At 71.1% G+C, this 24519-nt stretch carries 28 protein-coding genes; 6 read left to right on the top strand and 22 right to left on the bottom strand.

What is annotated here, in order from left to right; genetic code table 11:
* Window positions 1-11: 11 nt before the first annotated feature.
* From MRBLWH3_RS11275 to MRBLWH3_RS11240, 8 genes are all read right to left on the bottom strand, one after another.
* Window positions 12-1178 (bottom strand): hypothetical protein, encoded by a 1167-nt coding sequence (locus tag MRBLWH3_RS11275; RefSeq protein WP_363431812.1) that lies wholly within the window; start codon window positions 1176-1178, stop codon window positions 12-14.
* A complete protein-coding gene (locus tag MRBLWH3_RS11270) occupies window positions 1175-2848 on the bottom strand; it encodes a sensor histidine kinase (RefSeq protein ID WP_363431809.1) in 1674 nt (557 codons plus the stop codon). The genes MRBLWH3_RS11275 and MRBLWH3_RS11270 overlap by 4 nt, the downstream gene beginning before the upstream one ends.
* A 102-nt stretch (window positions 2849-2950) precedes the next feature.
* Window positions 2951-3604 (bottom strand): hypothetical protein, encoded by a 654-nt coding sequence (locus tag MRBLWH3_RS11265; RefSeq protein WP_363431807.1) that lies wholly within the window; start codon window positions 3602-3604, stop codon window positions 2951-2953.
* A gap of 102 nt (window positions 3605-3706) precedes the next feature.
* On the bottom strand, window positions 3707-4276 hold the full coding sequence (locus MRBLWH3_RS11260; RefSeq protein WP_363431805.1) for a GIY-YIG nuclease family protein: 570 nt from the start codon (window positions 4274-4276) through the stop codon (window positions 3707-3709).
* 119 nt (window positions 4277-4395) lie between these two features.
* Window positions 4396-5844, bottom strand: coding sequence for a 30S ribosomal protein S1 (rpsA, locus tag MRBLWH3_RS11255; RefSeq protein WP_363431802.1), 1449 nt, complete (start codon window positions 5842-5844; stop codon window positions 4396-4398).
* Window positions 5845-6125: 281 nt separating this feature from the next.
* Complete coding sequence (locus MRBLWH3_RS11250; protein ID WP_363431800.1) at window positions 6126-6911, bottom strand: PH domain-containing protein; 786 nt, start codon at window positions 6909-6911, stop codon at window positions 6126-6128.
* A gap of 7 nt (window positions 6912-6918) precedes the next feature.
* Window positions 6919-7086 (bottom strand): hypothetical protein, encoded by a 168-nt coding sequence (locus tag MRBLWH3_RS11245; RefSeq protein ID WP_363431797.1) that lies wholly within the window; start codon window positions 7084-7086, stop codon window positions 6919-6921.
* A gap of 115 nt (window positions 7087-7201) precedes the next feature.
* Window positions 7202-8251, bottom strand: a complete 1050-nt coding sequence (locus MRBLWH3_RS11240) for a zinc-dependent alcohol dehydrogenase family protein (protein ID WP_363431795.1) — start codon at window positions 8249-8251, stop codon at window positions 7202-7204.
* A 53-nt stretch (window positions 8252-8304) separates the two neighbouring features.
* On the opposite strand from MRBLWH3_RS11240, the gene MRBLWH3_RS11235 reads away from it, so the two are divergent.
* Window positions 8305-8598: a DUF503 domain-containing protein gene (locus MRBLWH3_RS11235; RefSeq protein WP_363431793.1), complete on the top strand. Its 294-nt coding sequence runs from the start codon at window positions 8305-8307 to the stop codon at window positions 8596-8598.
* A gap of 3 nt (window positions 8599-8601) precedes the next feature.
* On the opposite strand, the gene MRBLWH3_RS11230 is transcribed toward MRBLWH3_RS11235, so the two are convergent.
* The 7 genes from MRBLWH3_RS11230 to MRBLWH3_RS11200 form a co-directional block, all read right to left on the bottom strand.
* Window positions 8602-9246, bottom strand: coding sequence for an NAD(P)H-binding protein (locus tag MRBLWH3_RS11230; protein WP_363431790.1), 645 nt, complete (start codon window positions 9244-9246; stop codon window positions 8602-8604).
* Between the two features lie 53 nt (window positions 9247-9299).
* Complete coding sequence (locus MRBLWH3_RS11225; protein WP_363431788.1) at window positions 9300-9512, bottom strand: SCO4848 family membrane protein; 213 nt, start codon at window positions 9510-9512, stop codon at window positions 9300-9302.
* 10 nt (window positions 9513-9522) lie between these two features.
* Entirely contained in the window at window positions 9523-10617 is a 1095-nt protein-coding gene (locus MRBLWH3_RS11220) for an NAD(P)-binding domain-containing protein (protein WP_363431786.1), read from the bottom strand.
* Between the two features lie 64 nt (window positions 10618-10681).
* A complete protein-coding gene (locus tag MRBLWH3_RS11215) occupies window positions 10682-11458 on the bottom strand; it encodes an isocitrate lyase/PEP mutase family protein (protein ID WP_363431783.1) in 777 nt (258 codons plus the stop codon).
* Window positions 11459-11497: 39 nt separating this feature from the next.
* Window positions 11498-11938: a YchJ family protein gene (locus MRBLWH3_RS11210; RefSeq protein WP_363431781.1), complete on the bottom strand. Its 441-nt coding sequence runs from the start codon at window positions 11936-11938 to the stop codon at window positions 11498-11500.
* Between the two features lies 1 nt (window position 11939).
* Entirely contained in the window at window positions 11940-12305 is a 366-nt protein-coding gene (locus MRBLWH3_RS11205) for a TraR/DksA family transcriptional regulator (RefSeq protein ID WP_363431778.1), read from the bottom strand.
* Window positions 12306-12353: 48 nt separating this feature from the next.
* On the bottom strand, window positions 12354-12719 hold the full coding sequence (locus tag MRBLWH3_RS11200; protein ID WP_363431775.1) for a hypothetical protein: 366 nt from the start codon (window positions 12717-12719) through the stop codon (window positions 12354-12356).
* Window positions 12720-13038: 319 nt separating this feature from the next.
* Here MRBLWH3_RS11200 and MRBLWH3_RS11195 point away from each other — a divergent pair, with 319 nt between their 5' ends.
* Together MRBLWH3_RS11195 and MRBLWH3_RS11190 are read left to right on the top strand one after the other, a co-directional pair.
* Window positions 13039-13569 carry a hypothetical protein gene (locus tag MRBLWH3_RS11195; RefSeq protein ID WP_363431773.1) on the top strand — a complete coding sequence of 177 codons (531 nt, stop codon included), beginning with the start codon at window positions 13039-13041 and terminating at the stop codon, window positions 13567-13569.
* A gap of 281 nt (window positions 13570-13850) precedes the next feature.
* Window positions 13851-14330, top strand: a complete 480-nt coding sequence (locus tag MRBLWH3_RS11190) for a hypothetical protein (protein WP_363431771.1) — start codon at window positions 13851-13853, stop codon at window positions 14328-14330.
* Here MRBLWH3_RS11190 and MRBLWH3_RS11185 read toward each other — a convergent pair.
* From MRBLWH3_RS11185 to MRBLWH3_RS11170, 4 genes are read right to left on the bottom strand one after another with little or no spacing between them, the layout of a single operon-like run.
* Window positions 14249-15601: a DUF6716 putative glycosyltransferase gene (locus MRBLWH3_RS11185; protein ID WP_363431769.1), complete on the bottom strand. Its 1353-nt coding sequence runs from the start codon at window positions 15599-15601 to the stop codon at window positions 14249-14251. The genes MRBLWH3_RS11190 and MRBLWH3_RS11185 overlap by 82 nt on opposite strands.
* Window positions 15598-16470, bottom strand: coding sequence for an N-acetylneuraminate synthase family protein (locus MRBLWH3_RS11180; protein WP_363431766.1), 873 nt, complete (start codon window positions 16468-16470; stop codon window positions 15598-15600). Before MRBLWH3_RS11180 ends, MRBLWH3_RS11185 begins: the two co-directional genes overlap by 4 nt.
* Window positions 16467-17729 carry an acylneuraminate cytidylyltransferase gene (locus MRBLWH3_RS11175; protein WP_363431764.1) on the bottom strand — a complete coding sequence of 421 codons (1263 nt, stop codon included), beginning with the start codon at window positions 17727-17729 and terminating at the stop codon, window positions 16467-16469. The genes MRBLWH3_RS11180 and MRBLWH3_RS11175 overlap by 4 nt, the downstream gene beginning before the upstream one ends.
* Window positions 17726-18637: a hypothetical protein gene (locus MRBLWH3_RS11170; RefSeq protein ID WP_363431762.1), complete on the bottom strand. Its 912-nt coding sequence runs from the start codon at window positions 18635-18637 to the stop codon at window positions 17726-17728. Before MRBLWH3_RS11170 ends, MRBLWH3_RS11175 begins: the two co-directional genes overlap by 4 nt.
* A gap of 222 nt (window positions 18638-18859) precedes the next feature.
* Here MRBLWH3_RS11170 and MRBLWH3_RS11165 point away from each other — a divergent pair, with 222 nt between their 5' ends.
* Complete coding sequence (locus MRBLWH3_RS11165) at window positions 18860-19783, top strand: 5'-3' exonuclease (RefSeq protein ID WP_363431759.1); 924 nt, start codon at window positions 18860-18862, stop codon at window positions 19781-19783.
* A gap of 396 nt (window positions 19784-20179) precedes the next feature.
* Here the strand turns inward: MRBLWH3_RS11165 and MRBLWH3_RS11160 are convergent, their stop codons facing one another.
* From MRBLWH3_RS11160 to trpD, 3 genes are all read right to left on the bottom strand, one after another.
* Complete coding sequence (locus MRBLWH3_RS11160) at window positions 20180-21181, bottom strand: PHP domain-containing protein (RefSeq protein WP_363431756.1); 1002 nt, start codon at window positions 21179-21181, stop codon at window positions 20180-20182.
* 19 nt (window positions 21182-21200) lie between these two features.
* On the bottom strand, window positions 21201-21692 hold the full coding sequence (locus MRBLWH3_RS11155) for an aromatic ring-opening dioxygenase LigA (RefSeq protein ID WP_414685362.1): 492 nt from the start codon (window positions 21690-21692) through the stop codon (window positions 21201-21203).
* 98 nt (window positions 21693-21790) lie between these two features.
* Window positions 21791-22852, bottom strand: coding sequence for an anthranilate phosphoribosyltransferase (trpD, locus tag MRBLWH3_RS11150; RefSeq protein WP_363431754.1), 1062 nt, complete (start codon window positions 22850-22852; stop codon window positions 21791-21793).
* Between the two features lie 187 nt (window positions 22853-23039).
* Between trpD and MRBLWH3_RS11145 the strand changes: the two genes are divergently transcribed.
* A complete protein-coding gene (locus MRBLWH3_RS11145; protein ID WP_045298916.1) occupies window positions 23040-23681 on the top strand; it encodes a cytochrome c oxidase subunit 3 in 642 nt (213 codons plus the stop codon).
* Window positions 23682-23701: 20 nt separating this feature from the next.
* A complete protein-coding gene (locus MRBLWH3_RS11140) occupies window positions 23702-24505 on the top strand; it encodes a cytochrome c (protein WP_363431751.1) in 804 nt (267 codons plus the stop codon).
* Window positions 24506-24519 lie beyond the last annotated feature (14 nt).

Raw genomic sequence — 24519 nt, 5'->3', positions numbered from 1 at the left:
GACGGATGCCGCTACTCGCCCTCGTCGACCAGCACCGACGTCTCGACGTTCGCGGCCGCGCGGCTTGCAGCCTCGCGGGCGGCGAGCACGAGCTCCGCGGGGTCGTACCCCGCGGTCTCGCTCAGCGCCACGCCGACGCCGACCACCGGGATCACTCCCCCGCCGACCTTCCCGAGGTCGTCGAAGAGGCCGCGGTAGATCGCGCCGGCCTGCCGTCGCGCCTCCTGCGGGGATGCGACCGCGAGGGCGATCACGAGCCCGGTGTGCCCGTCCTGGCCCACGACGGCGTTCGTCGGCGCGTGGTGGCGCACCCCGGTGCGCCAGGTCGCGGCGACCGCGCCGGCGATGTCACTGCCGAACGCGGTCGAGATCTGGTCGAGGTCGTCGAGCCGCACGGCCGTCACTGCGATCAGCTCGAATCTCCGCTCGGCGCGGCGGCACATGCCCGCGAGCACGGCGACGAACGACGTCTCGCTGAGGATGCCCTGCTCCTCGTCGACGGCCTGGGCCTCGCGTAGGTAGCCGCGCACCGGAGCGCGGCTCGCGCGCAGCACCGAGGTCACGACGACGGCGACGATCGTCAGCGTCACCGTGAGGTAGCTCGTGGGGATCGTGCCGAACGCGGTCTCGAACAGCGCGCTGTCGGGGCCGGAGGTCACGAAGGCGGTGGTGCGCGACACGTAGTACAGCGACTGGAATCCGAGGACCGCGCCGAGCACCCACGCCGTGCGTGACTCGCGCATGTCGCCGCGGAGGCACTCCACGGCGCCGGCGCCCGCGAAGGCGAGCAGCGGCACGAACATCCACAGCACGCCCGCCCAGTCGCCGCCTTCGTCGCCCTCGACCGCGACCGCGAGAGCCGCCATCGCCACTGCTCCGACCACGAGCACCGACGACCAGCGCATGTCGCGCCGGTTGAAGCGGCGGCATCCCAGCCACATGCACCCCGTGCCCGCGACGAACGCCGCGTTTCCGACGGCGATCGCCCACCAGGCGCCGTCGGACTGCGACCAGATCGTGTAGGCGAGGGTAGTGAGCATCGCCGCGAGGAACGCGATCGACCAGATGCGCCCCGCCCCCTCGTCCCGTCGCAGCAGCGTCTCGAGGATGAACAGGACGCCGCTGACGTTGACGACCAGCGCGGTCATGATGAGAACGCTCGGCAGATCGAGGGTCATCGTTCGTCTCCTTCCGGGCCGATCGCAGGCAGCTTCACGATGAAGGTCGAACCGACGCCGGGCGCGCTGTGCAGGGCGAGCTCGCCCCCGTGGGCGCGCACGATGTCGCGGGTGATCGCGAGGCCGAGGCCGGTGCCGGCCCGCCGTTCGCCGCCGGCTTTGTAGTACCGCTGGAACAGTCGCGACCGGTCGGCGTCCGTGATGCCGACGCCGGTGTCGCGCACCAGGATCCAGCTCGACGTGCCGTCGGTCGTGGTGCCGACGAACACCGTGCCGCCGTCCTTGTTGTAGGCGATGGCGTTCGACACGAGGTTGTCGACGACCTGCCGCAGCCGCAGCGGGTCGGCCCAGGCGGTCGCGGGCTCGAGACCCGTCTCGTCGATGATGATCGCCCGGCCGGTCGCCGTCGGCAGGGCGTCGGCGGCCGCGGCGCGCACGAGGTCGCGTGCGTCGAGGAGCTGAGGGGCCAGAGAAGCCTCGACCGACGACGGCGACGAGCTGGACGCCGCGAGGATGTCCGCCACGATGCGCAGCAGGCGCTCGGCGTTGCGCTCGGCGACGTCGAGGCTCGCCCGCACCGCGTCGGGGGTGTCGGGATCCTCGATGGCGAGGTCGAGGTAGCCCAGGATCGACGTGAGCGGGGTGCGCAGCTCGTGCGACACCGAGGCGACCAGGTCGTCGCGGGCGCGGAGGGCGTTGAGCTCGGCCGTCACGTCCCGCGAGACGACCACCGCGCCGGCGTCGCCGCCGTCGGGGTCGGTGAGACGTCGCGCCGTGACCGTGAGCGCGCGGCGGGGTCCGGGCTCGGGCCCGAACCACACCACCTGATCGTCGAACGCCTCACCGCGGCGCGCGCGCTCGAGCGGAAGCTCGTCGGGAGGCAGCGGCGAGGTGCCGTCGTCGCGGAACGCCGGCACCTCGGTGCCGTCGTCTTCGAGCTCGAATCCCTGCAGGAGCCTTCCGTGGGCCTCGTTCGTGACCGCGACGCGGCCGCTCGTCCCCATGCGCACGATGCCGAAGTCGACGGCATCGAGCACCTCGGTGACCACCTGCTCCTGACGTCTGGTGCGCGCGAGCACACTGGCGAGCAGCTGCGACTGCTTCGCCAGCAGCATGCGCTGGGCATCCGAGCGCCGGGCGTTCAGGTGGCTCGTGACGGCGACGGCGATGATCACGAGCGGGAGCAGGAAGGTCCGGTACGTCACCTCGGCGGCGCTCAGCGCGGTGAGCACGCTGACGATGCCCGCGATCGCGACGATGACGCCGAACAGACCCAGCAGGCCGAAGCCGCCGGCGAGCCACGTCGCCGGGAAGATCCACAGGAGCCCGAGCGCCGTCTCGGGCGCCGCGACCTGCATCAGGGTGATCGCGACGATGTCGATGGCGGGCACCACCGCGACCCAGCCGTAGGGCAGGCGGCTCCACGGCATGACGAGCGTGACGGCCGTCACCGCGACCACGACGACGACGCCGAGGAAGAAGAGCACCGGCTCGCCGCCGAACGGCCCGATCGCCACGAGCACGCCGAGCACGAACACCACCGCCGCGAGCAGCAGCTGGTTCAGCGTCGCGGTGCGACCGCGCGTGTGATGGGCGCCATCCGGCGCGGTCCCGCCCGTGCGGGAGCGCGCCGCGGGCCCCTCCGGCTCGCCCCGTTTCGCGGCGGTCATACCGCGACGGTAACGGATGCTGCGGCCCTGCGCCCGAACGGCGCGCTCGCCGCCGCCCACCGGGCCTGTGAGCGCGACGTGTGCGACGACTGAGGCGCCCGTTCAGAACCCGAAGTCGCCGAAGTCCCCGAATCCGCCTACGTCGCCGGCGGCGGCGTCGCCACCCCAGCCCGAGCCCGGGTCGCCGCCCCAGCCGGAGCCGGAGTCGGCGCCCGCGTCGGCGGCACCGGTCTCGCCGGACTCGCCCTCGGCGGCCGAGGCGTCCTCGTAGCCCTGGTCGGAGGCGAGGCCGGGCGCGAGGAACGAGCTCACCAGCGCCGAGCCGATGACGTAGCCGACCACCGTGCCGAGGATGGACGAACCGAGCATCGAGCCGAACGAGGGGCCCTGGCGCTGGGGACCGAGCGTGCGCTCCATGAAACCGGGGTTGGTGTACTCGGCCCGGGTCGCGGCGCGGGCCATCGCCTGCGGATCGGTCGAGCGCGGCTGCTCCTGCGGTGGGAGGCCCGCCGAGAGCTCGGCGAGCACCTGCTGCCGCTGCGGCTCGGTGAGCTTCGCGAAGGCCTCCGCATGCACCTGCTCGATGGTCTCCGGCGGCGCGGTCTTCAGCAGGTATCGGTAGCGTTCGATCGCGATCTCGTCCTCGCTCCGAGGCGGCTGGGCGCCCCGCCCCTGGGCGCCGTAGCGGTTCTGCGGGACGGGCGGCGCCTGGCGCGCGTCATCCGTGCCTCCGAACAGTCGGTCGAGGAATCCCATGTGCTGCTCCGTCGTCTGCGTGGGCGGGTGGATCCTCAAACTAGGCGCGTTTCCTCCGAAGCTGCTGGAGGATCCGCGGTGGTTCTCGCAGAGCGTACCGACTCACCCGCGCGCCGCGAGCGCCTCGCTCAGCCAGCGGACGTGGAGGTGCCACGGGTCGTCGACGCCGGCGGCGAGCACCGCTATGTGAGCGGTTAGGGTGTCGGAGCGGCGGAACCACTCCGTCCCAGGGAAACGGTCGGCGGCGAATTGCACATGCCGTCGCTGCTCGAGCGCACGCCCGCCCCGCTCGAACGCCAGCAGCTCGTCGTGCCAGATGGCTCCGAAGCGCTGACGCGGGTTGGCGCTCGTGCCGATCTTCACGCGGTCGTCGTAGCGCAGGTAGTACACGACGTCGACGCGAGGCGGAGCGATGTCCTCGTCGGGCAGGTCACCGTGGCGCCATTCGCACACGGCGCACAGCCAGCCGGACGGGTAGCGGACGCCCAGCCGCGACCCGCACAGCCGGCACGCCGACGGCAGTGCGTCGGTGACGCCGTACTGGGCGCCCGCCCACTCCCCCGCGGCCGCCAGATGTCGCTCGCACAGCGCGACCGGAGCGTCCGCAGGCACAGCGCCGCGGCAACCGTCGTCACCGACAAGACATCTCGCGGCGGAAGGAAGCTCTGGCACAGAGCGACGGTACCGGCGACCTCCGACGTCCGGGCGAGCGAAAGGCCGCCACCCCGCCGAAGCGGTGGTGACGGCCTTCGAACCAGGCGGTTCAGCGAACCGGGCGGCTCAGCTCAGGATCAGCGACCCGAGAGCTTCTCACGGAGAGCCGCGAGTGCCTCGTCGTCAGCCAGCGTGCCCGCGGGGCCGCTGTCGGACGAGTACGAGGACGCGCCGGTCTCGACCGGAGCGGCGGCCTCGGCCTCGAGGGCCTTGATGACGGCAGCCTTGTGGGCCTCCCAGCGCGAGTGGGCGGCGGCGTACTCCTGCTCCCACTTCTCGCGCTGCTCGTCGAAGCCTTCGAGCCACGCGTTCGTCTCGGGGTCGAAGCCCTCCGGGTACTTGTACTCGCCGTGCTCGTCGTACTCGGTGACCATGCCGTACAGGGCCGGGTCGAACTCGGTGCCGTTGGGGTCGACCGACTCGTTCGCCTGCTTGAGCGAGAGCGAGATGCGGCGACGCTCGAGGTCGATGTCGATGATCTTGACGAAGACCTCTTCGCCGACCGACACGACCTGCTCGGCGAGCTCGACGTGCTTGCCCGACAGCTCGGAGATGTGCACGAGGCCCTCGATGCCGTCCGCGACGCGCACGAACGCACCGAACGGAACGAGCTTGGTGACCTTGCCCGGCGCGACCTGACCGATCGCGTGGGTGCGGGCGAAGACCTGCCACGGGTCCTCCTGCGTGGCCTTCAGCGACAGCGAGACGCGCTCGCGGTCGAGGTCCACCTCGAGGATCTCGACGGTGACCTCCTGGCCGACCTCGACGACCTCGGACGCGTGCTCGATGTGCTTCCACGAGAGCTCCGAGACGTGGACGAGACCGTCGACGCCACCGAGGTCGACGAACGCACCGAAGTTGACGATCGACGAGACCGTGCCCTTGCGGACCTGGCCCTTGTGGAGGTTGTTGAGGAACGTGGTGCGCGACTCGGACTGCGTCTGCTCGAGCAGAGCGCGGCGCGAGAGCACGACGTTGTTGCGGTTCTTGTCGAGCTCGAGGATCTTCGCCTCGATCTCCTGGCCGAGGTACGGCGTGAGATCGCGGACGCGGCGGAGCTCGATGAGCGACGCGGGGAGGAAGCCGCGCAGGCCGATGTCGACGATCAGACCACCCTTGACGACCTCGATCACGGAGCCGGTGACCACACCGTCGTTCTCCTTGATCTTCTCGACGTCGCCCCACGCACGCTCGTACTGTGCGCGCTTCTTCGAGAGGATGAGGCGGCCTTCCTTGTCCTCCTTCTGGAGAACGAGGGCTTCGACCTCGTCGCCGACCTTGACGACCTCGTTGGGGTCGACGTCGTGCTTGATGGAAAGCTCACGCGAGGGGATGACGCCCTCGGTCTTGTAACCGACGTCGAGGAGGACCTCGTCACGGTCGATCTTCACCACGGTGCCCTCGATGAGGTCGCCGTCGTTGAAGAACTTCAGGGTCTTCTCGACCGCGGCCAGGAAGTCCTCGGCAGATCCGATGTCGTTGATCGCGACCTGCTTGGTGGCCGGGGCGGTCGTTGCGGTAGTCATGTAGTGGGTTGTCCTTGTTGGGGTTGGGTGTCGGGCTCCGGCTTTCAGCGGCTTCCCCCGCGCGAGCGCGAACGGATGCCTCGAACCGAGGCGAAGCGGATTTTCCAGCGATGTCACTCGGCCCCTGCGGGATCCGGCCACCGGCGCGAACCGGAACTCAGGCGTGGCGAAACAGCCACACGAGTGACACTCCAGGGTACCAGAACGGCCGGGTCTCCAGAGATGTTCCCGATGGCCTCGAAATCCTCGTCCACGCGGGGCCGCGTGGCATCGGTGTCGGCTCAGCGGGGAAGCTCGATCGGGGCCGTGTTCGTCCGGTCGGGATCGAACGGCGCGGGCGACGGAGCCGCCTCTCCGCGCAGCTGCGCCAGCCGCTCGTCCTCCCGTCGCTGTGCGTCTGCGAGCCAGTCCCACCCCGATGTCGTGGAGCCGCGCCGCACGTCCGGGACCGGAGCGGTCGAGGTGCGGTCGTCCGCGACCGGCGCGACGGTGACGGATGCCGCGGCCGGAGGCTCCGGCGGTGCCGCAGGCGCGAAGGGCGCCCCGGCGAACTGTTCCGCCCCGGGCCGGCCGGCGGCACCGCGCAGGCCCGCCTGCTGGATGACGCGCTGGATCGTGAGCCCGCGCTGGTCGGGATCGCCGACGTACTTGATCTCGCGCAGCCCCTGCTCCTGCGCCGCGGACTCGAAGACGAAGTGGCCGTAGCCGAAGATGCGGCCGATGAGCGGCTTGTAGACCGAGATGTCGAGGATGCGCGCCAGAGGCATGGTGGCGATGCGCTGCGACAGGATGCCATGCACGCGGAAGACGCGCATGTTGGTGATGACGAAGCGGTCGGTGTGCTGCTCGAAGACCCGCCAGATCGCGTGCAGGGTCACCGCGGCGCCGAGCAGCGCCGGCACCCACCAGGCCTGCGCAGGGACGAAGAAGGTGAGCAGGAGCACGACGACGCCGCAGAACAGCTCGAGCACCGCCGAGACCGTGGCGGCCCAGTGCTTGCGGACCTCGTCGACGACGTGCTCCCCCTGATCCGAGATCAGGTGCTTCTCGATCCGCGGATCGAACATCTCGGTCCTAGCCCTGAGCGAGCGCCATGAAGAAGTCGACGACGGCGACCCCGGCGCCCCAGACGGCGCCGACGGCGCCTTGCACGGCGTTCGCCGCATCCTGCGGCCGGGTAATGAGGTAGAACGCCGCGAACGCGATGATGAGCACCACGACGACGCGCTTGATCAGCTTCACGGTCCGGGTTCCCTTCGACTTCCTGCTGTTCTACCGCACGAACGCCCTCCCACGCGCAGGCGCGCGGGCGGGTCGCGAATCGTCGAGCCGGTGTGCGGGCGTGCCGCGAGCCTGCTCAGGGCCGCAGCAGCACCTTCGTCGCGCGACGCTCGTCCATCGCAGCGTACGCCTCGGCGGCGTCCGCAAGCGGGAGTTCGAGGTCGAACACGCGGCCCGGCCGGATCGCACCCGAGCGCACATCGGGCAGGAGCTCCTCGATGTAGCCACGAACCGGTGCGACGCCGCCGTTCACGCCCACGTTGCGGTTGAACATCTGCCGCACCGGCAACTCCGGTCCGCCGTTGGGCACGCCGACATAGCCGACCATGCCTCCGGGACGCGTCGAGCGCAGCGCCTGGTCCATCGACTCCTTGGTGCCGACGCATTCGAGCACGCGGTCCGCGCCGATGCCACCGGTGAGTGCGAGCACCGCCGCGATTCCGGCGTCGCCGCGCTCCGCCACGATGTCGGTGGCGCCGAACTCGCGCGCGAGCGCCTGCCGCTGCGGGTGACGCGACATCGCGATGATCGTCGTGGCGCCGAGGCGCTTCGCCGCGATGATCGCGCACAGCCCGACCGCGCCGTCGCCGACCACCGCGACGGCGTCGCCAGGACCGACGCCCGCCGAGACCGCGGCGTGGTGGCCCGTGCCCATGACGTCGCTGAGGGTGAGGAGACCCGGAACCTCGGCATCCGCCACGGGACCGGGTACGACCGCCAGCGTGCCGTCGGCGAGCGGCACGCGCACGCGCTCGCCCTGACCGCCGTCGGCGAAGCCGCCGAAGCGGTCCTCACTGCCCCACCAGCCGCCGGTGAGGCAGGAGGTGCTGACGCCGTTTCGGCAGTTCGCGCACGTGCCGTCGCACACGTAGAACGGGGCGATCACGAAATCACCGGGGCGCACGACCTCGACCTCGTCGCCGACCTCCTCGACGACGCCGACGAACTCGTGACCGATCCGATGAGGCTCGCGCGTGGGAGTGACGCCGCGGTACGGCCAGAGGTCGGAGCCGCACACGCAGGCGGCGACCACCCGCACGATCGCGTCGGCGCCGGTGGACAGTACGGGATCGGGGACGCTCTCGACGCGGATGTCGCGGGCGGCATGGATGACAGTGGCGAGCATGACACGAGCCTATGGCGGCGGGCCTCACCCGCGGCCACTGGCACGATGGACCCATGTGGATCGGGTGGATCGAGTTCGACCTGCTGCTCGGCGACGTCCGTTCGCTCAAAGAGAAGCGCAGCGTGCTGCGCCCGCTCGTCGCAGAGTTGAGCCGGCGCACCGAGGCGGCCGCGGCAGAGGTCGGCGAGCACGACCTGCATCGCCGGGCGAGGATCGGCATCTCGATCGTGGCATCAGGGTCGTCGCACGTGCGTGATGTGCTCGACCACGCCGAGCGCCTGGTCGCCGACCACCCCGAGGTGACCCTGCTGTCGGCGCGCCGCGGCCTCCACTCCAGCGAGGACTGAGGGTCAGCCCGCGATCGCGTGGCCGATGGTCTCGTCGCCGGCGCCGAACCGGATGGTCCGGCCGATCGTCGAGTCGTCCGCGATCGCCGCCGCGATCACCGCAGCCACGTCGGCACGCGGGACAGCGCCGCCGTTCTCCGGATCGAGTGCGATGCGCCCGGTGGGCGGATCGAGCGTGAGCGTCCCGGGCGCGAGGATCGTCCAGTCGAGCGCGCCCGCGGCGAGGTGCGCGTCGGCGGCCCATTTGGCGTCGGCGTACGGGAAGAACGAGGCGTCGGACGCGATGCCGTGGTCCGCGCGCGAGCCTACCCACGACACCATCACGTAGCGCAGCACGTCGGCCGCCGCAGCCGCGTCCATGGAGCGGATCGCGGCATCGCGATCGACCGCGTACGTGCGCGACGGGTTGCCGCCGCCGGCGCCGGCGGACCAGACGACGACGTCGTTGCCGGCGACGATGTTCACGAGCTGGTCGAGGTGCAGCGCCTCGACATCCGCGACGAGCGGCTGCGCACCCGTCGCCGCGACCGCTGCCTCGTGGGCCCCGTTGCGGATCACCGCGGTCACGGTGTGCCCCTGCGCCACGAGCAGCGGCTCGAGCAGCAGCGCCACCTTGCCGTGGCCGCCGAAGATCAGGATGCGGGCCATGGTTCCCCCCTCGTCGTGCGCTCCACGCTACGCCGCGCTCGCGGGCTCGCGCATCACGCGACGAGTGCGGCGATGCCTGCGATGACGGATGCTGCGGCCAGCGTCAGTGCGATCGCGATGAGCACCGTGTGCACGACGAGGAAGCGGGTCGCCTTGCCCTGGGCGTCGTGCGCGCGGGGGTCCTTCGCGACCCGGCGGTAGAACGTCGGCCAGACGAGGACGTTGAAGGCGGCGTTCAGGAACAGCAGCACGGCGAGCAGCGTCACACGTTCGAGCCTATGCGGCGAGCGCGACCGGGTCTGCCACGATCGCCCGCACGGCGTCGCGGCCCGCTCGATTCGCCCCCACGGTCGACTGCGACGGGCCGTAGCCGATGAGGAACAGGCGGGGCTCGTCGATCGAGCGCCCGTTCTCCACCCGGAACCCGCCCTCGGGCGTGCGCAGGCGCAACGGCGCGAGGTGGTCGAGCGCGGGCCGGAAGCCGGTCGCCCACAGGATGACGTCGGCGGGCTCGAGCGTTCCGTCGGGCATGCGCACACCGTCCTCCTCGATCGAGGCGAACATCGGATGCCGCACGAGCACGCCGCGCGCCTCGGCGGCCCGCGCCCAGGGCGTCCAGTGCATCCCGGTGACCGAGATCACGCTGCCGGGGGGAAGGCCCCGGCGCACGCGGTCCTCGACGCCGGCGATGGCGGCCACGCGCGCGGGGATGTCGAAGTCGTCCTCGACCCACTCCGGCTCGCGCCGCGTCACCCAGAACGTGTCGGCGACGTGCGAGATCTCATCGAGCAGCTGGACCGCCGAGATCCCGGCGCCGACGATGACGACGCGCTCGCCGCGGAACTCTTCGGCCGAGACGTAGTCGCCGACGTGCAGCTGCCGCCCGCGGAAGCGCTCCTGGCCCGGATAACGCGGCCAGAACGGACGCGTCCACGTGCCCGTCGCATTGATCACGAAACGCGCGGCCCACGTGCCGCGGTCGGTCTCGACCCGCAGCCGACCGCGGGAGTCGTCGTCGGCGCGGCGCACCGCCTTCACCTGCACGGGCCGGAGCACGTCGAGGGCGAAACGCTCCTCGTACTCCGCGAAGTACGCGGGAAGGATGTCGCGGCTCGCCGCTGCGGGATCCGCCGGGGGCACGGCGAATCCAGGCAGCTCATGGATGCCGTTCACCGTCGCCATCCGCAGCGACGCCCAGCGGTGCTGCCACGCTCCCCCAGGCTCGGGGTTGGCATCGACCACGAGGAACGTCCGGTCGGCGCCGGTCGCACGCTGAATCGGGACGAATCCGCGTCGCTGCAGGTGATACGCGGCGGAGAGTCCCGCCTGTCCGGCACCGATCACGATGACGTCGACGGGTGCGCGCTCCATGCCCGGCACAACGACGATCGGCCCGCGAGGATTCCCTGCGGGCCGATCGGACGAGGTGCGCCCGTCAGTTCAATGCGCGAGTGGAGGCCGGGATGACGCCGTCCGCGTACAGGTCGGCGGCGAGATCCTGCAGGGCCGTCAGCGCGACGCGCTGCGTCGTCGGCCCATAGGAGATGCGAGCGACGCCGAGCGCCTCGTACTCCCCCGCCGACAGGGCGCCCGGCAGGCCGATGACGCTGATCTTGCGCGCGCCGATCCCGTCGACGAGCTGCCGCGTGATGTCGGCGTTCAGGATGCCGGGCACGAAGACGAGGTCGGCGCCGGCGGCGAGGTAGGCGCGGCCGCGCTCGATCGCGTCGGCGATGGATTCCTCGACCGGGCGCTTGCCGGCGCGCACGAACGCGTCGGTGCGCGCGTTGAGGACGAAGGGGACGCCCTCGGCCGCTCCGGCCGCGACGATCGCCTCGACGGTGGCCACGGCCTCGTCCAGCGGCACGAGACGGTCCTCGACATTGGCGCCGACGACGCCCTTGCCGATCGCGCGCCGCACGGTCTCGCCCGGGTCGCCGTAGCCGGCGTCGAGGTCGGTGCTCACCGGCAGGTCGCCGACCGCCTCGACGATGCGGCCGATCATGTCGAGCGACACATCCAGCGGGATCTGCCCGTCGGGGTATCCGAACGTCGCGGCGATCGAGTGGCCTGCAGTCGCGATCGCGCGCGTCTCGGGGAGCGCCGCGATCGTCTTCGCCGACACGGCGTCCCACACGTTCACGACGCGCAGGATCTCGGGGGCGGCGTGCAGTCGGGCGAGGGTCTGTGCTTTCTCTGCCTGAGTGGTCATGACTGCCACGCTATCGGCGCTCGCAGCGGTGCGGACCGGTCAGGTCGGATCGATCAGGCCGTCGAGGTACCACCAGCGCCCGCCCTGCTGAACGAAGCGGCTCCGCTCGTGCAGCACGCCGCGATCGCGGCCGTGGCGCCAGGCGGCGCGGAACTCGACGACGCCCCGGTTGTCGGCCTCCGTTCCCCGCCCGACGGCGACGATCTCGAGTCCGGTCCAGCGCTGATCCGGATCGAGGGTCAGCTCGTCGGGACGCGTTCCCGGGTGCCACGTCTCGCTCAGATACGCCGCATCGCCGATCACGAACGCCGTGTACCGCGACCGCATCAAGCGCTCCGCGGTCGGCGCCGCCGTTCCGCGCAGCGCGGGGGCGCAGCATCCGTCGAAGCGATCGCCGCTCCCGCACGGGCAGGGATCGGCGTCGGCGACGCGAGGAAAGCCGTCGAAGGCGGCACGGGATGCCGCGGCGCCGAACGACACGTCAGGCGCCCGCCTTCTCGGCGCATGACACGCAGCGGGTCGCGAAGGGTCGCACGCGAAGCCGCGCGATCGGGATGTCTCGACCGCAGTCGACGCAGACTCCGTAGGTGCCGGCCTCCCAGCGCTTGACGGCTTCGTCGATCTCGGCGATCTCTCGGCGGGCGGCTTCCTCGAGGGCGACGGCGCGGGACCACTCGCCCGACAGCGTGACGCCCTCGGGATCATGCTCGTCGTCGGCGACGTCGGAGCCGCGATCCGCGCGGAGCTCCTCGAGCGTCTCGTCGATCGCCGCGATGCGCACGGTGGCCGCGTCGTGCAGCTCATCGAGGAGCGCTCGCAGCTCTGTCCGGCTCGCGGCGGAGGTCATCGCATGAGACTACGCCCGGATGCGCACGGTGGCCGCAGCCGTGCCGGATCAGCCCGAGACCTCCACGGTGAACGTCACGTCCTGGATGCCGCCGTCCGCGTTCGACATCACCACTTTCGTCGTCCCCTGTGCGAGCCCCTCGACGCCCGGGTTGTACGTCGTGCCGTCCTCTTCGCGACCGGCGGTGAACCTCGCGACGGACGGCTCGGAGACGACGCCGCTGTAGCTGTCGACGGCGAGGTCGCCGGTGTCGATGTTCAGCACCTGTCCCACCGCGAGCTCGACGGTCTCGCCCTGGAGGTCGCCGACGTCGCGGGTGACCGGAGCGATGACCGGCTGCGGCGAGGCGCAGCCGCTGAGCGCCACGAGAGAGGCGGAGAGCATGAGCGAGACGACGGGTCCGGCGATGCGCATGGCGTCATGATGACAGCCCAGCCGCTGCACGGCCAGCGCCCGGCGTTCGTGTGGTCAGGCGATAGGGATCTCTCAGGACGAGCTTCTAGCCTGGAGGCATCGCGGTGAGGGGGAATCCCGGTCCCCTCCGCGAAACCCCTGCAGGCGATGAGTCGCCCGGGACCACCCCTCGTGCCCGACCCCCGAGGGCACGAGGGGCGGTCTCACCGACCCGCCCGGAGCCGGCGATCTGCGAAACCCCGGACGCGATCGCCGGCTTCTCCCGCGCGCTGTGGATAACTCCGTCGCAGCGTCGACGCCGGCGGATAGCGTGGGAGGCGTGAGGACTCGGGTGACGGCGGCGGCGCTCAGCGGCCTGCTTGTGCTCGCACTCGGCGGGTGCGCCACCCCGGAGCCGGAGGAGCCCACGCCGACGCCGGTGTTCTCGAGCGAGGAAGCGGCGTTCGCCGCGGCGGAGGAGACCTACCGCGCTTACGTTGATGCGCTGAATCAGGTGGATCTCAGCGACCCGGAGACGTTCGAGGCCGTGTACGACTGGACGACCGGCGAAGCCAACGCCTCGGACAGGAAGAGCCTCTCAGGCCTTCATGCAGACGGGGTTACGCTCACAGGGTCGTCGGTGATCACCGCGCTCGAGCCCATCGGCGCGGTGAACGATGATCTGACTCTCGCGGCGTGTGTTGACATTGCAACCGTTGACCTTCTCGACGCGGATGGTAACTCGGTTGTCGACGCAGACCGTCCAGATACGCAGAGAACCACGATCACGCTCAGAGCGGACTCAGATGCTCCGTATGGCTTCCTCGTTTCGGATATCGCAGGTCGTGAAAGCGGTCCGCAGTGCACCTGAGCATCGTTACCGTCGCCGTCGTCGTTGTTGTGGCTCCGGCTCTCTCCGACCCCCCACCGCCGTCCGGCGGCGCGGGCGGTTGGCAGTCCGCGTACGTGACCGAAGACAAATCCGCTGTAGATGTGTCCGCCGGTGGCAGCCGCCCAGGATCACCAATCGACGAACGGCCGTGGGCCGATAACTGGCAACCGAGTTCCCCCAGACCGACGCCCACCCCCACCCCGGCGGACTGCGGTCCGCTCAACCGCTGCGAGACATATGTCGTCGCCGGCCCGCCTGACGTGACCCTCGCCGACCTCGCCTCCTTCCGGCCTGCGCAGCCGACGCTCGCCGGAGAGCCCGACGGCTTCGGCGTCGTCGGAATGCCGACGAACCTGCTGGCGTCGGCATCCGAGCAGCGCATTCCAGGCACCGTCCTCGGATGGGACGTGACCGTGCGCTTCGTCCCGGTCGCCTACCTGTTCGACAACGGCGACGGCACGACGACGCGTGCGACGACCGGCGGCGCGTCGTGGTCGAGCCTCGGCCAGGGGCAGTTCACGCCGACCGCGACGAGTCATGCATACCGGGCCCGTGGCACGTACCCGGTCTCGGTGACGGTCGAGTACGAGGCTTCCGTCGATTTCGGGAGCGGCACCTGGCGGCCGGTGCCCGGTGTGGTGCGGGCCCAGGCGGCCGGCTACGGCGTGCGCGTCGTCGAGGTGCGCACCGCGCTCGTGGACCGCACCTGTGTCGAGGATCCGACCGGCCCAGGCTGCTGAGCCGCGCCGACGAGCGACCGGCGTGCGCGGTTCAGGAGCCGCACCGCCGCGCGCAGCGGCACACCGACGGCGTAGGCCACAGCGCCCGAGACGGACGTGTCGCTGCGGCCGAGGGCGACCTTGCGCTCCCACGCGTCGCGCAGCGCACCGCCGCGGCGGACCACCGACGCGCGCGTCGGCAGCCGCCCCGCCGACCTTTGGGCGAGCAGCGCTTCGACGTGCGCGGTCCAGTCGTCGGCCTCGGGAGCGTGGAAGTAGTTCTCGTCGAGCCACTCGGGATCGGGGTGCCGGAATCGGCGCGCGACCACGTCGTCCTCGCTCGCGAGCAGGTCGGCGTCGGCGAGCGTCTCGTTGATGAGGCGCGGCGAGACGCCGAACGAGTCGAGGGCGATGACGGGGATGCCGCGGGCGATCGCCTCGATCGCCGCGGTGGAGCTGACGGTGACGAGCCCCTCCGCGGTATCGAGCGCGCCACCCATCGACCCCGTCGAGGTCACCAGGTTCTCAGGCAGCGGGCCGAGCGAGGCGAGCAGTTCGGGGTAACCGTCGAGCTCGATGTGCGTCTGGTGCTCGCCCGATGCCGCCCGGAGCTTCACGACGACGCGCCGCGACGGATCCGCCTCGGCCGCGCGCACCAGCATGCGCGCGACGCGCATCCGGTCCTCCCGCCCTGCGGGCACCTTCGCCTGCGTCGCGAACACGAGGTCGGTGCCGTCGGCGTCGGGGCGCACGCGTCCGCCGGCGGTCAGCGCGCCCAGGGCGAAGGGCAGCGTCGCCAGGGCGTAGCGGTGCGCGTAGCCGGTGCGGGCAGACAGCGCGCCGAACTCGCGCACTTCGCGGCGCGAGTGCACCACGAACAGGTCTGACTGCAGCCGGTACACGACGGCTTTGCGCGTCGCGGGGATCGAGATGCCGGGAAGACCCGTCACCACGACGGGCCGCGGGGCGAGCGCGGCAAGGTCGCGCGCGAGCACGCGCACGAGCGGACCGCGGGCGCCGATCACGACCACCTCCGCGCGCAGTCCGGCGAGGCGGGCCGCCAGGCCGGGGTAGGCGATCCGCTCCACGCGATCCTGCGCCAGTCCGCTTCCCCTCCGCGCGGAGGTGAGTTGGGCATCGCTCACCACGAGCGGCGTGTCGAGCACCAGGAGCGAGGCATCCCATCGCTCTCCGACACCGCCGAGCAGTGCCGCCGCCCACTTCACGTAGGAGTCGGTGTCGGCGATCGCGACGACCCGAGGCCGCCTGCCTTCCGACGCGCGCGGACTCACGCGGGAACGCGGCGCAGCTTCGCCATGGGCGCGAGCTCGCCCGGGTACACGCGCTTGACGCCGTCGCCGAGGGCCGCCTCGATCACGCGGATGTCGCGCACCAGGTGCTGGAGCCCCGCCGGCTCGAGTGAGGCGGCATGGTCCGAACCCCACATCGTGCGGTCGAGCGTGATGTGCCGCTCCACCGCGACGGCGCCGAGGGCGACGGCCGCGAGCGAGATCTGCAGACCGCGCTCGTGGCCCGAGTAGCCGACCGGCACGCCCCGGAACCGGTCGCGCAGCGCCGGGATCATGCGCAGGTTGGCCTCCTCCGGTTCCATCGGGTACGTCGACGTCGCATGCATCAGCACGAGGCGATCGGTGCCGAGGATGTCGATCGCGGCGTCGATCTGCTCGATCGTCGACATGCCGGTCGAGAGGATCACCGGCTTGCCGGTGTCGCGGAGCGCCTCGAGGAGCCCGACGTCGGTAAGCGAGGCCGATGCCACCTTGTGCGCGACGACCCCGAGGTCTTCGAGGAACGCAACGCTCGGCACGTCCCACGGCGACGCGAACCACTCGAGGCCGCGGAGCAGCGCGTAGTCCGAGATCTCGATGTACTCCTCGCGATCGAACTCGACGCGCCGACGGTAGTCGAGATACGTCATGCGGCCCCACGGGGTGTCGCGGGGCATGTCGCGCATGTGCTCCGGAGTGGCGATCTCGGGTGTGCGCTTCTGGAACTTGACCGCGTCCGCTCCGGCGTCGGCCGCCACATCGATGAGCCGCTTGGCGATGTCGACGTCGCCGTTGTGGTTCAGCCCGATCTCGGCGATGAGGTACGCGGGGCGTCCGCCCCCGACGACGCGGGATCCGATGGTGACGGTCATGTGGCCTCCTGTGGTGCGGTGGGGTGATCTGATGCGGTGACTCGCACCGGCGCGACGGCGGGGCGGAGCGTGTCGGCCACGGCCGTGGCCGATCTGCCGGTGAGCACGCGCTCGGCGAGGTCGCGCACCGCGCCGGCGCCGCCGGGGTGGTCGAGCACGACGCGCGCGGTGGACAGGACGAGGGGGTGCGCGTCGGGCACGGCGATCGGCCAGCCGACCATCTCGAGGCACCCGAGGTCGTTGACGTCGTCGCCGAGGTACGCGATGCGCGAGAGCGGAATGCCCTGCTCCCCCGCCCACTCGCGCAGCACCGCGGCCTTGTCGGTCGCGGCCTGTCGCACATCGACCCCGAGTTTGCGCGCACGGGCCGCGACGACGGGGTTCGCCTCGGTCGAGAGGATGAGGAAAGGGATGCCGGCGGCCCGCAGCATCCCGACCCCCATGCCGTCCGATCGGCTCACGGTGACGGATTCGACGCCGTTCTGGTCGACGTGCACGGTGTCGTCGGTGTGCACGCCGTCGAAGTCGGTCACGACCGCGTCGACGGGGATCGCACCCGCGTGGGCGCCGAACGCGTCGCGGTCGACCAGCGACGCGAGCGTGCGCGCGAGCTCCAGTTCGTCGAGCGTGTCGATCTCGATCGCGGTGCGCTGGGCGACCTCGGCGATGCCGACGCTGCCGAAGAAGCGGTGGTTCGCCGCGCGGAAGCCCGCCGCCCGCATGACGTAGAAGCCGCCCGTCTCGAGATAGTGCGGTTCGCGCTCCTGCCGGCGCGGGCGTACGTCGATCTCGTGGTTGACCGGTTCGGCCGCACTGCCGACGCCCTTCTCCCACAGGAAGCCGTATGTCTCGACGGCCGAGAACACGCTGTCGCGTCGGCGCGAGCGCACGAGCTGCACAGCCGCGGTGAGGGCCTCGACGTCGATGAACGGCGAGGTGGCCTGCAGGAACGCGAGGACGCCGACGTCCACGTTGCGCGCCTCGAGCGTGTCGAGGGCGTGCACGAGCGCGCTCTCGCTGCTCGCGAGGTCGCCGGAGAGGTCCGCGGGTCGCTCGACGATCTCCGCCCCCCATTCGGCGGCGACGGCGGTGATGTCGGCGTCGTCGGTCGTCACGACGACGCGGTCGATCGCGGGACAGCGTCGCGCCGCCTCGACCGCGCGCGCGACGAGCGGGACGCCGCCGACGCGCTGCAGGTTCTTGCGCGGCACACCCTTCGAGCCGCCGCGGGCGGGGATGACGGCGACGACCTCGCTCATGCCGCCGCCGTCCGGGCCGCGCGGCGCACGCGACCGGTGTGCACGGTGGCCCCCGTGCCCGCGAGCACCAGCGGGAGCGTCGTCGTGGTGCTCGACGGCAGTGTGTGCACGTCGAGCGGCCCTCGGGCACCGGCGAGCACGAGCTCGACGGGCAGTCCGGTCTGGTGGATCCGCAGCTCCGGAACGGTCGCGACGGCGTCCAGCTGCTCCGCCGTCTCCCGGCGGTGCGGGAGGTACACGGCGCCTCCGGCAGCGGCATCCCGCACCCATCGGACGTAGTCGAGCAGCAGCATCCGTCCGTCGACCGGCAGCGCGCTGCCGAGCACGACCCGGCGGCCGAGCTCGGGCGCGGGCGGTGCAGTCCGACGCGTCCACGAGAAGTCGTGGCGACGGATGCCGAAGCCGTGGTCCGCGAGCGCGTCGAGGCGGTCGGCGCCGAGGTCGAACGCGGTGAACATCCCCGCTCGCCGCGCGGTCGCGCGGCGATGGATGAGTTCCGCGGCGAACGGGGCGACGAAGGTGGTGAGTCCTTGCTCGTCGACGTTCGGGCGCGCATAGGTGCGGCGACCGAGGAGCGCGTCGGCGTATGCGATCGCGTGGGTGCCGTCGTCGAGGAAGGTGATGCGGTGCGGGCGCAGCACCGCGGCGGCGAGTCGGAACTGGCCAGAGAAGCCGTCGCCGACGAGCCAGTGGCCGTGGCGGGCGAGCAGGTTCCACGGGATGCCGAAGTAGGGCTCGAGCTCGCCGAAGCGCGCGCCGCGCGACAGCAGCTCGTCGGCGGTGGCCGAGATCTGCGGCGTCAGCCGGCCGGCGACAGGAACGGTCGTCCGGTGGGCGGCCGCCCACTCCGCGGCGCCGACGAGCTGCAGCGGCGATTCGACCCACGCCAGCACATCCTCGCGACCCATGGGGCGCCCTCCTTCCGGCCGGGCCTCACGATCGGGGCTCAGCTGTCTCCCCACGGTGGGCGCCGGAAGTGAACGCGATGGGTCCTGCCGTGGGGCCGGCGCCGGTCCGGCGGGTGAACGGCGGGTGGCGGGGGACGGCACGTCGCGGCCGCAATCCCCGTACGACGGGCCGCCGCGTTCATATCCAGAGTGCACGTCGGCGGCGCATGCCAGGATGAACGCGTGACCGACCGCCTGATGCTGCTCGACTCCGCGTCCCTGTACTTCCGCGCGTTCTACGGGGTGCCCGACACCGTGCGCGCCCCGGACGGGACGCCTGTCAACGCGGTCCGAGGCTTCCTCGACATCATCACGCGGCTCGTCACGACCTACCGCCCGACGCATCTCGTGGCGTGCTGGGACGACGACTGGCGACCGCAGTGGCGCGTCGACCTCATTCCGACGTACAAGACCCATCGCGTCGCCGAGGTGGTCGCCGGCGGACCCGATGTCGAAGTGGTGCCCGATCCGCTCGAAGCACAGGTGCCCGTCATCCGGGAGGTGCTCGACACCCTCGGAATCAGGATCGTCGGCGCCGCGGCCCACGAAGCCGACGACGTCATCGGCACCCTCGCCACGACCGCGACCATGCCGGTCGACATCGTCACCGGCGACCGCGACCTCTTCCAGCTCGTCGACGACGCGCGCGACGTCCGGGTGGTCTACACGGCGCGCGGCATGAGCAACCTCGAAGTGCTCACCGACGCGTCCGTGGTCGCCAAGTACGGAGTGCTGCCATCGCAGTATGCGGACTTCGCCACGCTCCGCGGCGACTCGTCCGACGGCCTCCCGGGCGTCGCCGGCATCGGCGAGAAGACCGCCGCGGGACTCCTCGCGACGCACGGCGACCTCAGCGGGATCGTCGCCGCGGCCGAGCGCGGCGAGGGCATGTCCGCAGGAGTGCGCTCAAAGGTGCTCGCCGGGCTCCCCTACCTCGCCGTCGCTCCGCAGGTGGTGGCCGTCGTCCGCGATCTCCCGCTGGACGTGCCCGACCCGCGCCTGCGTCCTCTCACCGAGCAGCGGAAGACGGATGCTGCGTCCCTCGCCGAGCAGTGGGCACTCGGTGCGTCGATGAATCGCATCGTCGACGCCCTCGACACCGTCTGATTCACACGCTCTTCACTGCGGGACGGAGCCGCGGCGTACGATCGTGCGCAGGCCCGGGCCCGTGCGTGACGATGCCCGTGCGAGCAGCCACCGGCTGCGGGCCTCCGCCACCGACGGGTTCGACCCGCGCTTGGGCCTCCGACGCCTGTCGTGCTCCTCGTCCCGGTCGGCGTCTCGCTCCTCGTGCAGGTGCCCGGCACGATCGCGCTTTCCTGGTGGCAGCGCGTGCCCGTCGCGCCGGCGGCGACGAGCCTGGCGCTGGCCGCGGCATCCGCTCTCGTGCTCCTCGCGGCTCGCCGGCCGCCGGGCCCGACCGTCGCCGTCATCCCCGCGCTCAGCGCCGTCGACCTCCTGATCCCGCCGGTGGGTGGGCCGCCACCGGTCCTCGGCGCGGGCTCAGGCGCCGCGGTCGCGTCGGGTCCAGGCGTGCAGCTTATCCAGCGGCCATGTGGTGACGACGCGCTCGGCCGGCACGCCCATGCGCTCGGCGCGCTCGGCACCGTAGTCGAGCAGCGACAGCTGGCCCGGCGCATGAGCATCCGAATCGATGGAGAAGAGGCATCCGATCTCCAGCGCCAGAATCATCAGTTCGTCGGGCGGGTCCTGCCGCTCGGGCCGCGAATTGATCTCGACCGCGACGCCGTGGGCCTCGCAGGCTTCGAACACCGCGCGGGCGTCGAAGGCCGACGGAGGCCGCGTCCCGCGCGAGCCCTCGACGAGTCGGCCGGTGACATGGCCCAGCACGTCGATGTGGGGGCTCGACACCGCAGCGACCAGGCGCCGGGTCATCGGGCCGCGCTCCATACGGAGCTTGGAATGGGCGGATGCGACCACGACATCGAGTTCGCCGAGGAGGTCGGGCTCCTGATCGAGGGCGCCATCCTCGAGGATGTCGACCTCGATGCCCGACAGCAGGGTGAACCCGTCGCCGCTCATGTCCGCCACGACCTCGAGCTGTGAGCGCAGGCGCTCGGGCGACAGCCCGTTCGCGACACGCAGCCGCGGCGAGTGGTCGGTGAGGGCGAGGTACTCGTGACCGAGGGCCCGGGCCGCGTCGACCATGAGGTCGATCGAGGTGAGCCCGTCCGACCAGTCGCTGTGCGAATGGAGGTCGCCGCGCAGCAGCGGCCGCAGCGTCGAGGTGCGCTGGCCCCCCGCGCGCTCGCGCAGGTCGACGAGGTAGCCCGGCACGTCGCCGGCCAGCGCCTGCTGGATCACGGCCAGCGTGGAGTCGCCGATGCCCTTTCGGCGACGCAGAGCCGCGGTGTCCCGCAGCTCTGCGTCGCTCAGCCCCTCGACCGCGTCGGCAGCAGCACGGAAGGCCTTCGACTTGTACCGGGACGAGCGCTCACGCTCCAGGAGCGTGGCGATCTCGGTGAGCGCCTCGTGGGGATTCACGGGGCAAGGGGCCGGCGGATCAGTAGACGTTCGACCGCCTGATCACCACCGGCACGCTCGCCAGGCGGTGGATCGCCCAGCCGAACAGGATCGCCAGCACGCCCATGCCGGCCGCGAACAGCGCGACGCCGTAGGCGACGACCGAGGTGAAGAGGGACGCGCGCAGGAACGACGCCTGCATCACGGTCGCCCGCACCGGGTCGTCCTGGTCGAGCTCGGCGTACGTCTTCCCGCCCGACGCCTCGAGCGCGTGGGTGTTGATGATGTCGGCCTGCACGTAGGCGGTGAAGGGTCCGGTGACCTGCTGGCCCTGGAACGCCGCCGCGTCGTCGGGGATGGTGATGTTCTCGGCCGTGAGCTGGGTGGTCACGCCGATCCACGCGATGATGCCGACGACGATCAGCAGCACGCCGCCGATGATCCCGAGGATGCCGACCGCCTTCACCAGGCCGACCTTCTTCTCGGGGGGCTCGATCACGTCCGTCGTGCGGGGCTCTTCCTCGCTCATCATGCGTCCTCCTCGGATGCGGGTCGTTGAGCCACACGCTAGCGGCGCCGCGCGGGGCGACGGAAGAGCGCGCGCCGGAGAAAGCCCGGTGGTCCGGCGACTCAGGACGCGAGTGCGCGCGTGGCGTCGACCCAGCGATCCAGAGTCGCCGTCGCAGCGCCGCTGTCGATCGCGGCGGCGGCCTCGTCGCGCGCCTCCGCGAGGCGCTCGAGGATCGGCCGCTGCACCTGTCCGGCGTCGCGGAACAGCCGGTAGGCGACGATGCCGGCGGCCGCGTTGAGCAGCACGATGTCGCGGACCGGACCCTCGTCGCCACCGAGCACGCGGCGCACCACGTCCGCGTTGTGGGCGGGGTCGCCCCCGAGCAGGTCGTCGATGTCGGCGAGCGGAATGCCGAGGTCGCGCGGGTCGAGGTCGTGCTCGTGGATGTCGCCGCGGGTGACCTCCCACAGCCGGCTGTGCCCGGTCGTCGTGAGCTCGTCCAGCCCGTCGTCGCCGCGGAACACCAGTGCCGTCGCGCCACGCGTGCGGAAGACGCCCGTGATCAGCGGGACGCGGTCGAGGTGGGCGACGCCGACTGCGTTCGCCTCGGCACGCGCGGGGTTGCACAGCGGCCCGAGGAAGTTGAACACCGTCGGGACGCCGAGTTCGCTGCGCGTCGCCGCCGCGTTCTTGAAGCCCGGGTGGAACGCGCCCGCGAACGCGAAGGTGATCCCCGCGCGCGAGAGCGTCTCGGCCACCGCGTCGGGCGAAAGTGCGAGATCGACGCCGAGCGCTCCCAGCACGTCGGAGGAGCCCGATGAGGAGCTGGCGGCCTTGTTGCCGTGCTTGACGACCGGGACCCCTGATGCCGCGGCCACGAGCGCGGACATGGTCGAGACGTTGACAGTGCCGAAGCGGTCGCCTCCCGTGCCCACGATGTCGAGGACGGCAGCGTCGACGGGAAGCGGCAGCGCGGCCTCGAGGATCGCGTCGCGGAACCCGACGATCTCGTCGACGGTCTCACCCTTCGAGCGCAGGGCCACCAGGAAGCCCGCCAGTTGAGAGGGGGTCGCGGTGCCCGACATGATCTGCCGCATCGCCCACGTCGATTCCGAGACGCTGAGGTCGCGTCGCTCGAGCAGCGTGGTGAGGATTCCCGGCCAGGTGTACAGCTCCGCCATAACCGAGAAGCCTAGCCGGGCTCGGGAATCGGAACCTTTTCGTGACACGGCGTCCCGGTCGCAGCGATTCTGCGTCTTCACCACGTGTTCACGGCAGAGTCGCAGGGTACTTTTAGGCGCCCCTAAGTTCGGGACCCGGCCAAGACATGCCCTCCGATGCGAAAATCGCGGCTTCGGATCGGCCATAATGGGGAGCGTGACGACCTCCACAGCGACCTACTCCCAGGCCATGCGGTCCGTCAAGCGGCCGGATCCGGTCGCTGTCGGAACCATCGTGTGGCTCGGCAGCGAGGTGATGTTCTTCGCGGGCCTCTTCGCGATCTATTTCACCCTGCGCAACACCTCGCCCGAACTGTGGGCGCAGGAGACGCAGCTGCTGAACATCCCGTACGCGACCGTCAACACGATCATCCTCGTGCTGTCCTCGGTCACGTGCCAGATGGGCGTGTTCGCGGCCGAGCGCTTCCAGCCCTACTCGACGAAGAAGCGCGGCTGGCTCGGCTGGGGAATGGTCGAGTGGTTCTGGCTGACCTTCGCCCTCGGCGCGATCTTCGTCTCGGGCCAGGTGTGGGAGTACGCCCAGCTCGTCACCGAGGGCATGCCGATCAGCGCGAACTCGTACGCGTCGGCCTTCTACCTCACCACCGGCTTCCACGCCCTCCACGTGACGGGCGGCCTCATCGCCTTCCTGCTCGTGATCGGACGCGCGTACGCCGTCAAGAACTTCGGGCGCAAGGAGATGACGTCCTCGATCGTCGTGTCGTACTACTGGCACTTCGTCGACGTCGTCTGGATCGCCCTCTTCCTCGTCATCTACTTCCTCAAGTGAGAGCGGAGCTGAACCCCGAAATGGCACGAGAGACCACGCGCCGCTCGAAAGGCCGCCGCAGCCCGTGGGCAGCGGCCGCACTGATCGGCATCGGCCTGCTCATCACGGGCGGCGTCTACGCCGGCGCATCCGCCGCGATGGCGGCCACGACGCCCGAGACCGTCACGAACTCCGCGCTCACCGTCGAAGACGGCAAGAAGCTGTTCCAGGCCAACTGCGCCACGTGCCACGGCCTCGACGTGCAGGGCACCGAGGACGGCCCGTCGCTCTACGGCGTCGGCGAACTCGCCGTGCACTTCCAGATGAGCACCGGCCGCATGCCGCTGCAGATGCAGGGCCCGCAGGCTCCGCAGAAGCCGGCACAGTTCACCGAGGAGCAGATCACCGCGATCGGCTCCTACATCCAGTCGATCGCGCCCGGTCCGACCTACCCCGACGACGAGGTGCTCGACGGCGAGGGAAGCGCATCCGAGGGCGGCGAGCTCTTCCGCATCAACTGCGCGATGTGCCACAACGTCGCGGGTGCCGGTGGTGCGCTCACCGAGGGCAAGTACGCCCCCGCTCTGCACACCACCACCCCGCTCAACATGTACGCGGCGATGGTGACGGGCCCGCAGAACATGCCGGTGTTCAACGACATGACGCTGACCACCGAAGAGAAGCGCGACATCATCACCTACCTGCTCTACCTGCAGGACAACGAGTCCGCGGGCGGATTCTCGCTCGGCTCGCTCGGCCCCGTCTCCGAGGGCCTCTTCATCTGGATCTTCGGCATCGGCTCGCTGATCGCCATCACCGTGTGGATCACGGCGAAGTCCAACTGATCGACGCACGACAC

The organism is Microbacterium sp. LWH3-1.2, assembly GCF_040675855.1.
Lineage (GTDB): Bacteria > Actinomycetota > Actinomycetes > Actinomycetales > Microbacteriaceae > Microbacterium.
This window is presented reverse-complemented; position numbering and strand designations above follow the sequence as displayed.

What these genes read in the sequence shown, in the direction of transcription:
- MRBLWH3_RS11235 (WP_363431793.1), top strand. Translation starts at nt 8,305, where the DNA reads ATGTGGATCGGGTGGATCGAGTTCGACCTGCTGCTCGGCGACGTCCGT.
- MRBLWH3_RS11200 (WP_363431775.1), bottom strand. Translation starts at nt 12,719, where the DNA reads ATGCGCATCGCCGGACCCGTCGTCTCGCTCATGCTCTCCGCCTCTCTC.
- MRBLWH3_RS11265 (WP_363431807.1), bottom strand. Translation starts at nt 3,604, where the DNA reads ATGGGATTCCTCGACCGACTGTTCGGAGGCACGGATGACGCGCGCCAG.
- MRBLWH3_RS11140 (WP_363431751.1), top strand. Translation starts at nt 23,702, where the DNA reads ATGGCACGAGAGACCACGCGCCGCTCGAAAGGCCGCCGCAGCCCGTGG.
- MRBLWH3_RS11205 (WP_363431778.1), bottom strand. Translation starts at nt 12,305, where the DNA reads ATGACCTCCGCCGCGAGCCGGACAGAGCTGCGAGCGCTCCTCGATGAG.
- MRBLWH3_RS11215 (WP_363431783.1), bottom strand. Translation starts at nt 11,458, where the DNA reads ATGACCACTCAGGCAGAGAAAGCACAGACCCTCGCCCGACTGCACGCC.
- trpD (WP_363431754.1), bottom strand. Translation starts at nt 22,852, where the DNA reads ATGGCGGAGCTGTACACCTGGCCGGGAATCCTCACCACGCTGCTCGAG.
- MRBLWH3_RS11240 (WP_363431795.1), bottom strand. Translation starts at nt 8,251, where the DNA reads ATGCTCGCCACTGTCATCCATGCCGCCCGCGACATCCGCGTCGAGAGC.
- MRBLWH3_RS11230 (WP_363431790.1), bottom strand. Translation starts at nt 9,246, where the DNA reads ATGGCCCGCATCCTGATCTTCGGCGGCCACGGCAAGGTGGCGCTGCTG.
- MRBLWH3_RS11155 (WP_414685362.1), bottom strand. Translation starts at nt 21,692, where the DNA reads ATGATGAGCGAGGAAGAGCCCCGCACGACGGACGTGATCGAGCCCCCC.
- MRBLWH3_RS11145 (WP_045298916.1), top strand. Translation starts at nt 23,040, where the DNA reads ATGGGGAGCGTGACGACCTCCACAGCGACCTACTCCCAGGCCATGCGG.
- MRBLWH3_RS11180 (WP_363431766.1), bottom strand. Translation starts at nt 16,470, where the DNA reads ATGACCGTCACCATCGGATCCCGCGTCGTCGGGGGCGGACGCCCCGCG.
- MRBLWH3_RS11275 (WP_363431812.1), bottom strand. Translation starts at nt 1,178, where the DNA reads ATGACCCTCGATCTGCCGAGCGTTCTCATCATGACCGCGCTGGTCGTC.
- rpsA (WP_363431802.1), bottom strand. Translation starts at nt 5,844, where the DNA reads ATGACTACCGCAACGACCGCCCCGGCCACCAAGCAGGTCGCGATCAAC.
- MRBLWH3_RS11220 (WP_363431786.1), bottom strand. Translation starts at nt 10,617, where the DNA reads ATGGAGCGCGCACCCGTCGACGTCATCGTGATCGGTGCCGGACAGGCG.
- MRBLWH3_RS11170 (WP_363431762.1), bottom strand. Translation starts at nt 18,637, where the DNA reads ATGGGTCGCGAGGATGTGCTGGCGTGGGTCGAATCGCCGCTGCAGCTC.
- MRBLWH3_RS11250 (WP_363431800.1), bottom strand. Translation starts at nt 6,911, where the DNA reads ATGTTCGATCCGCGGATCGAGAAGCACCTGATCTCGGATCAGGGGGAG.
- MRBLWH3_RS11270 (WP_363431809.1), bottom strand. Translation starts at nt 2,848, where the DNA reads ATGACCGCCGCGAAACGGGGCGAGCCGGAGGGGCCCGCGGCGCGCTCC.
- MRBLWH3_RS11175 (WP_363431764.1), bottom strand. Translation starts at nt 17,729, where the DNA reads ATGAGCGAGGTCGTCGCCGTCATCCCCGCCCGCGGCGGCTCGAAGGGT.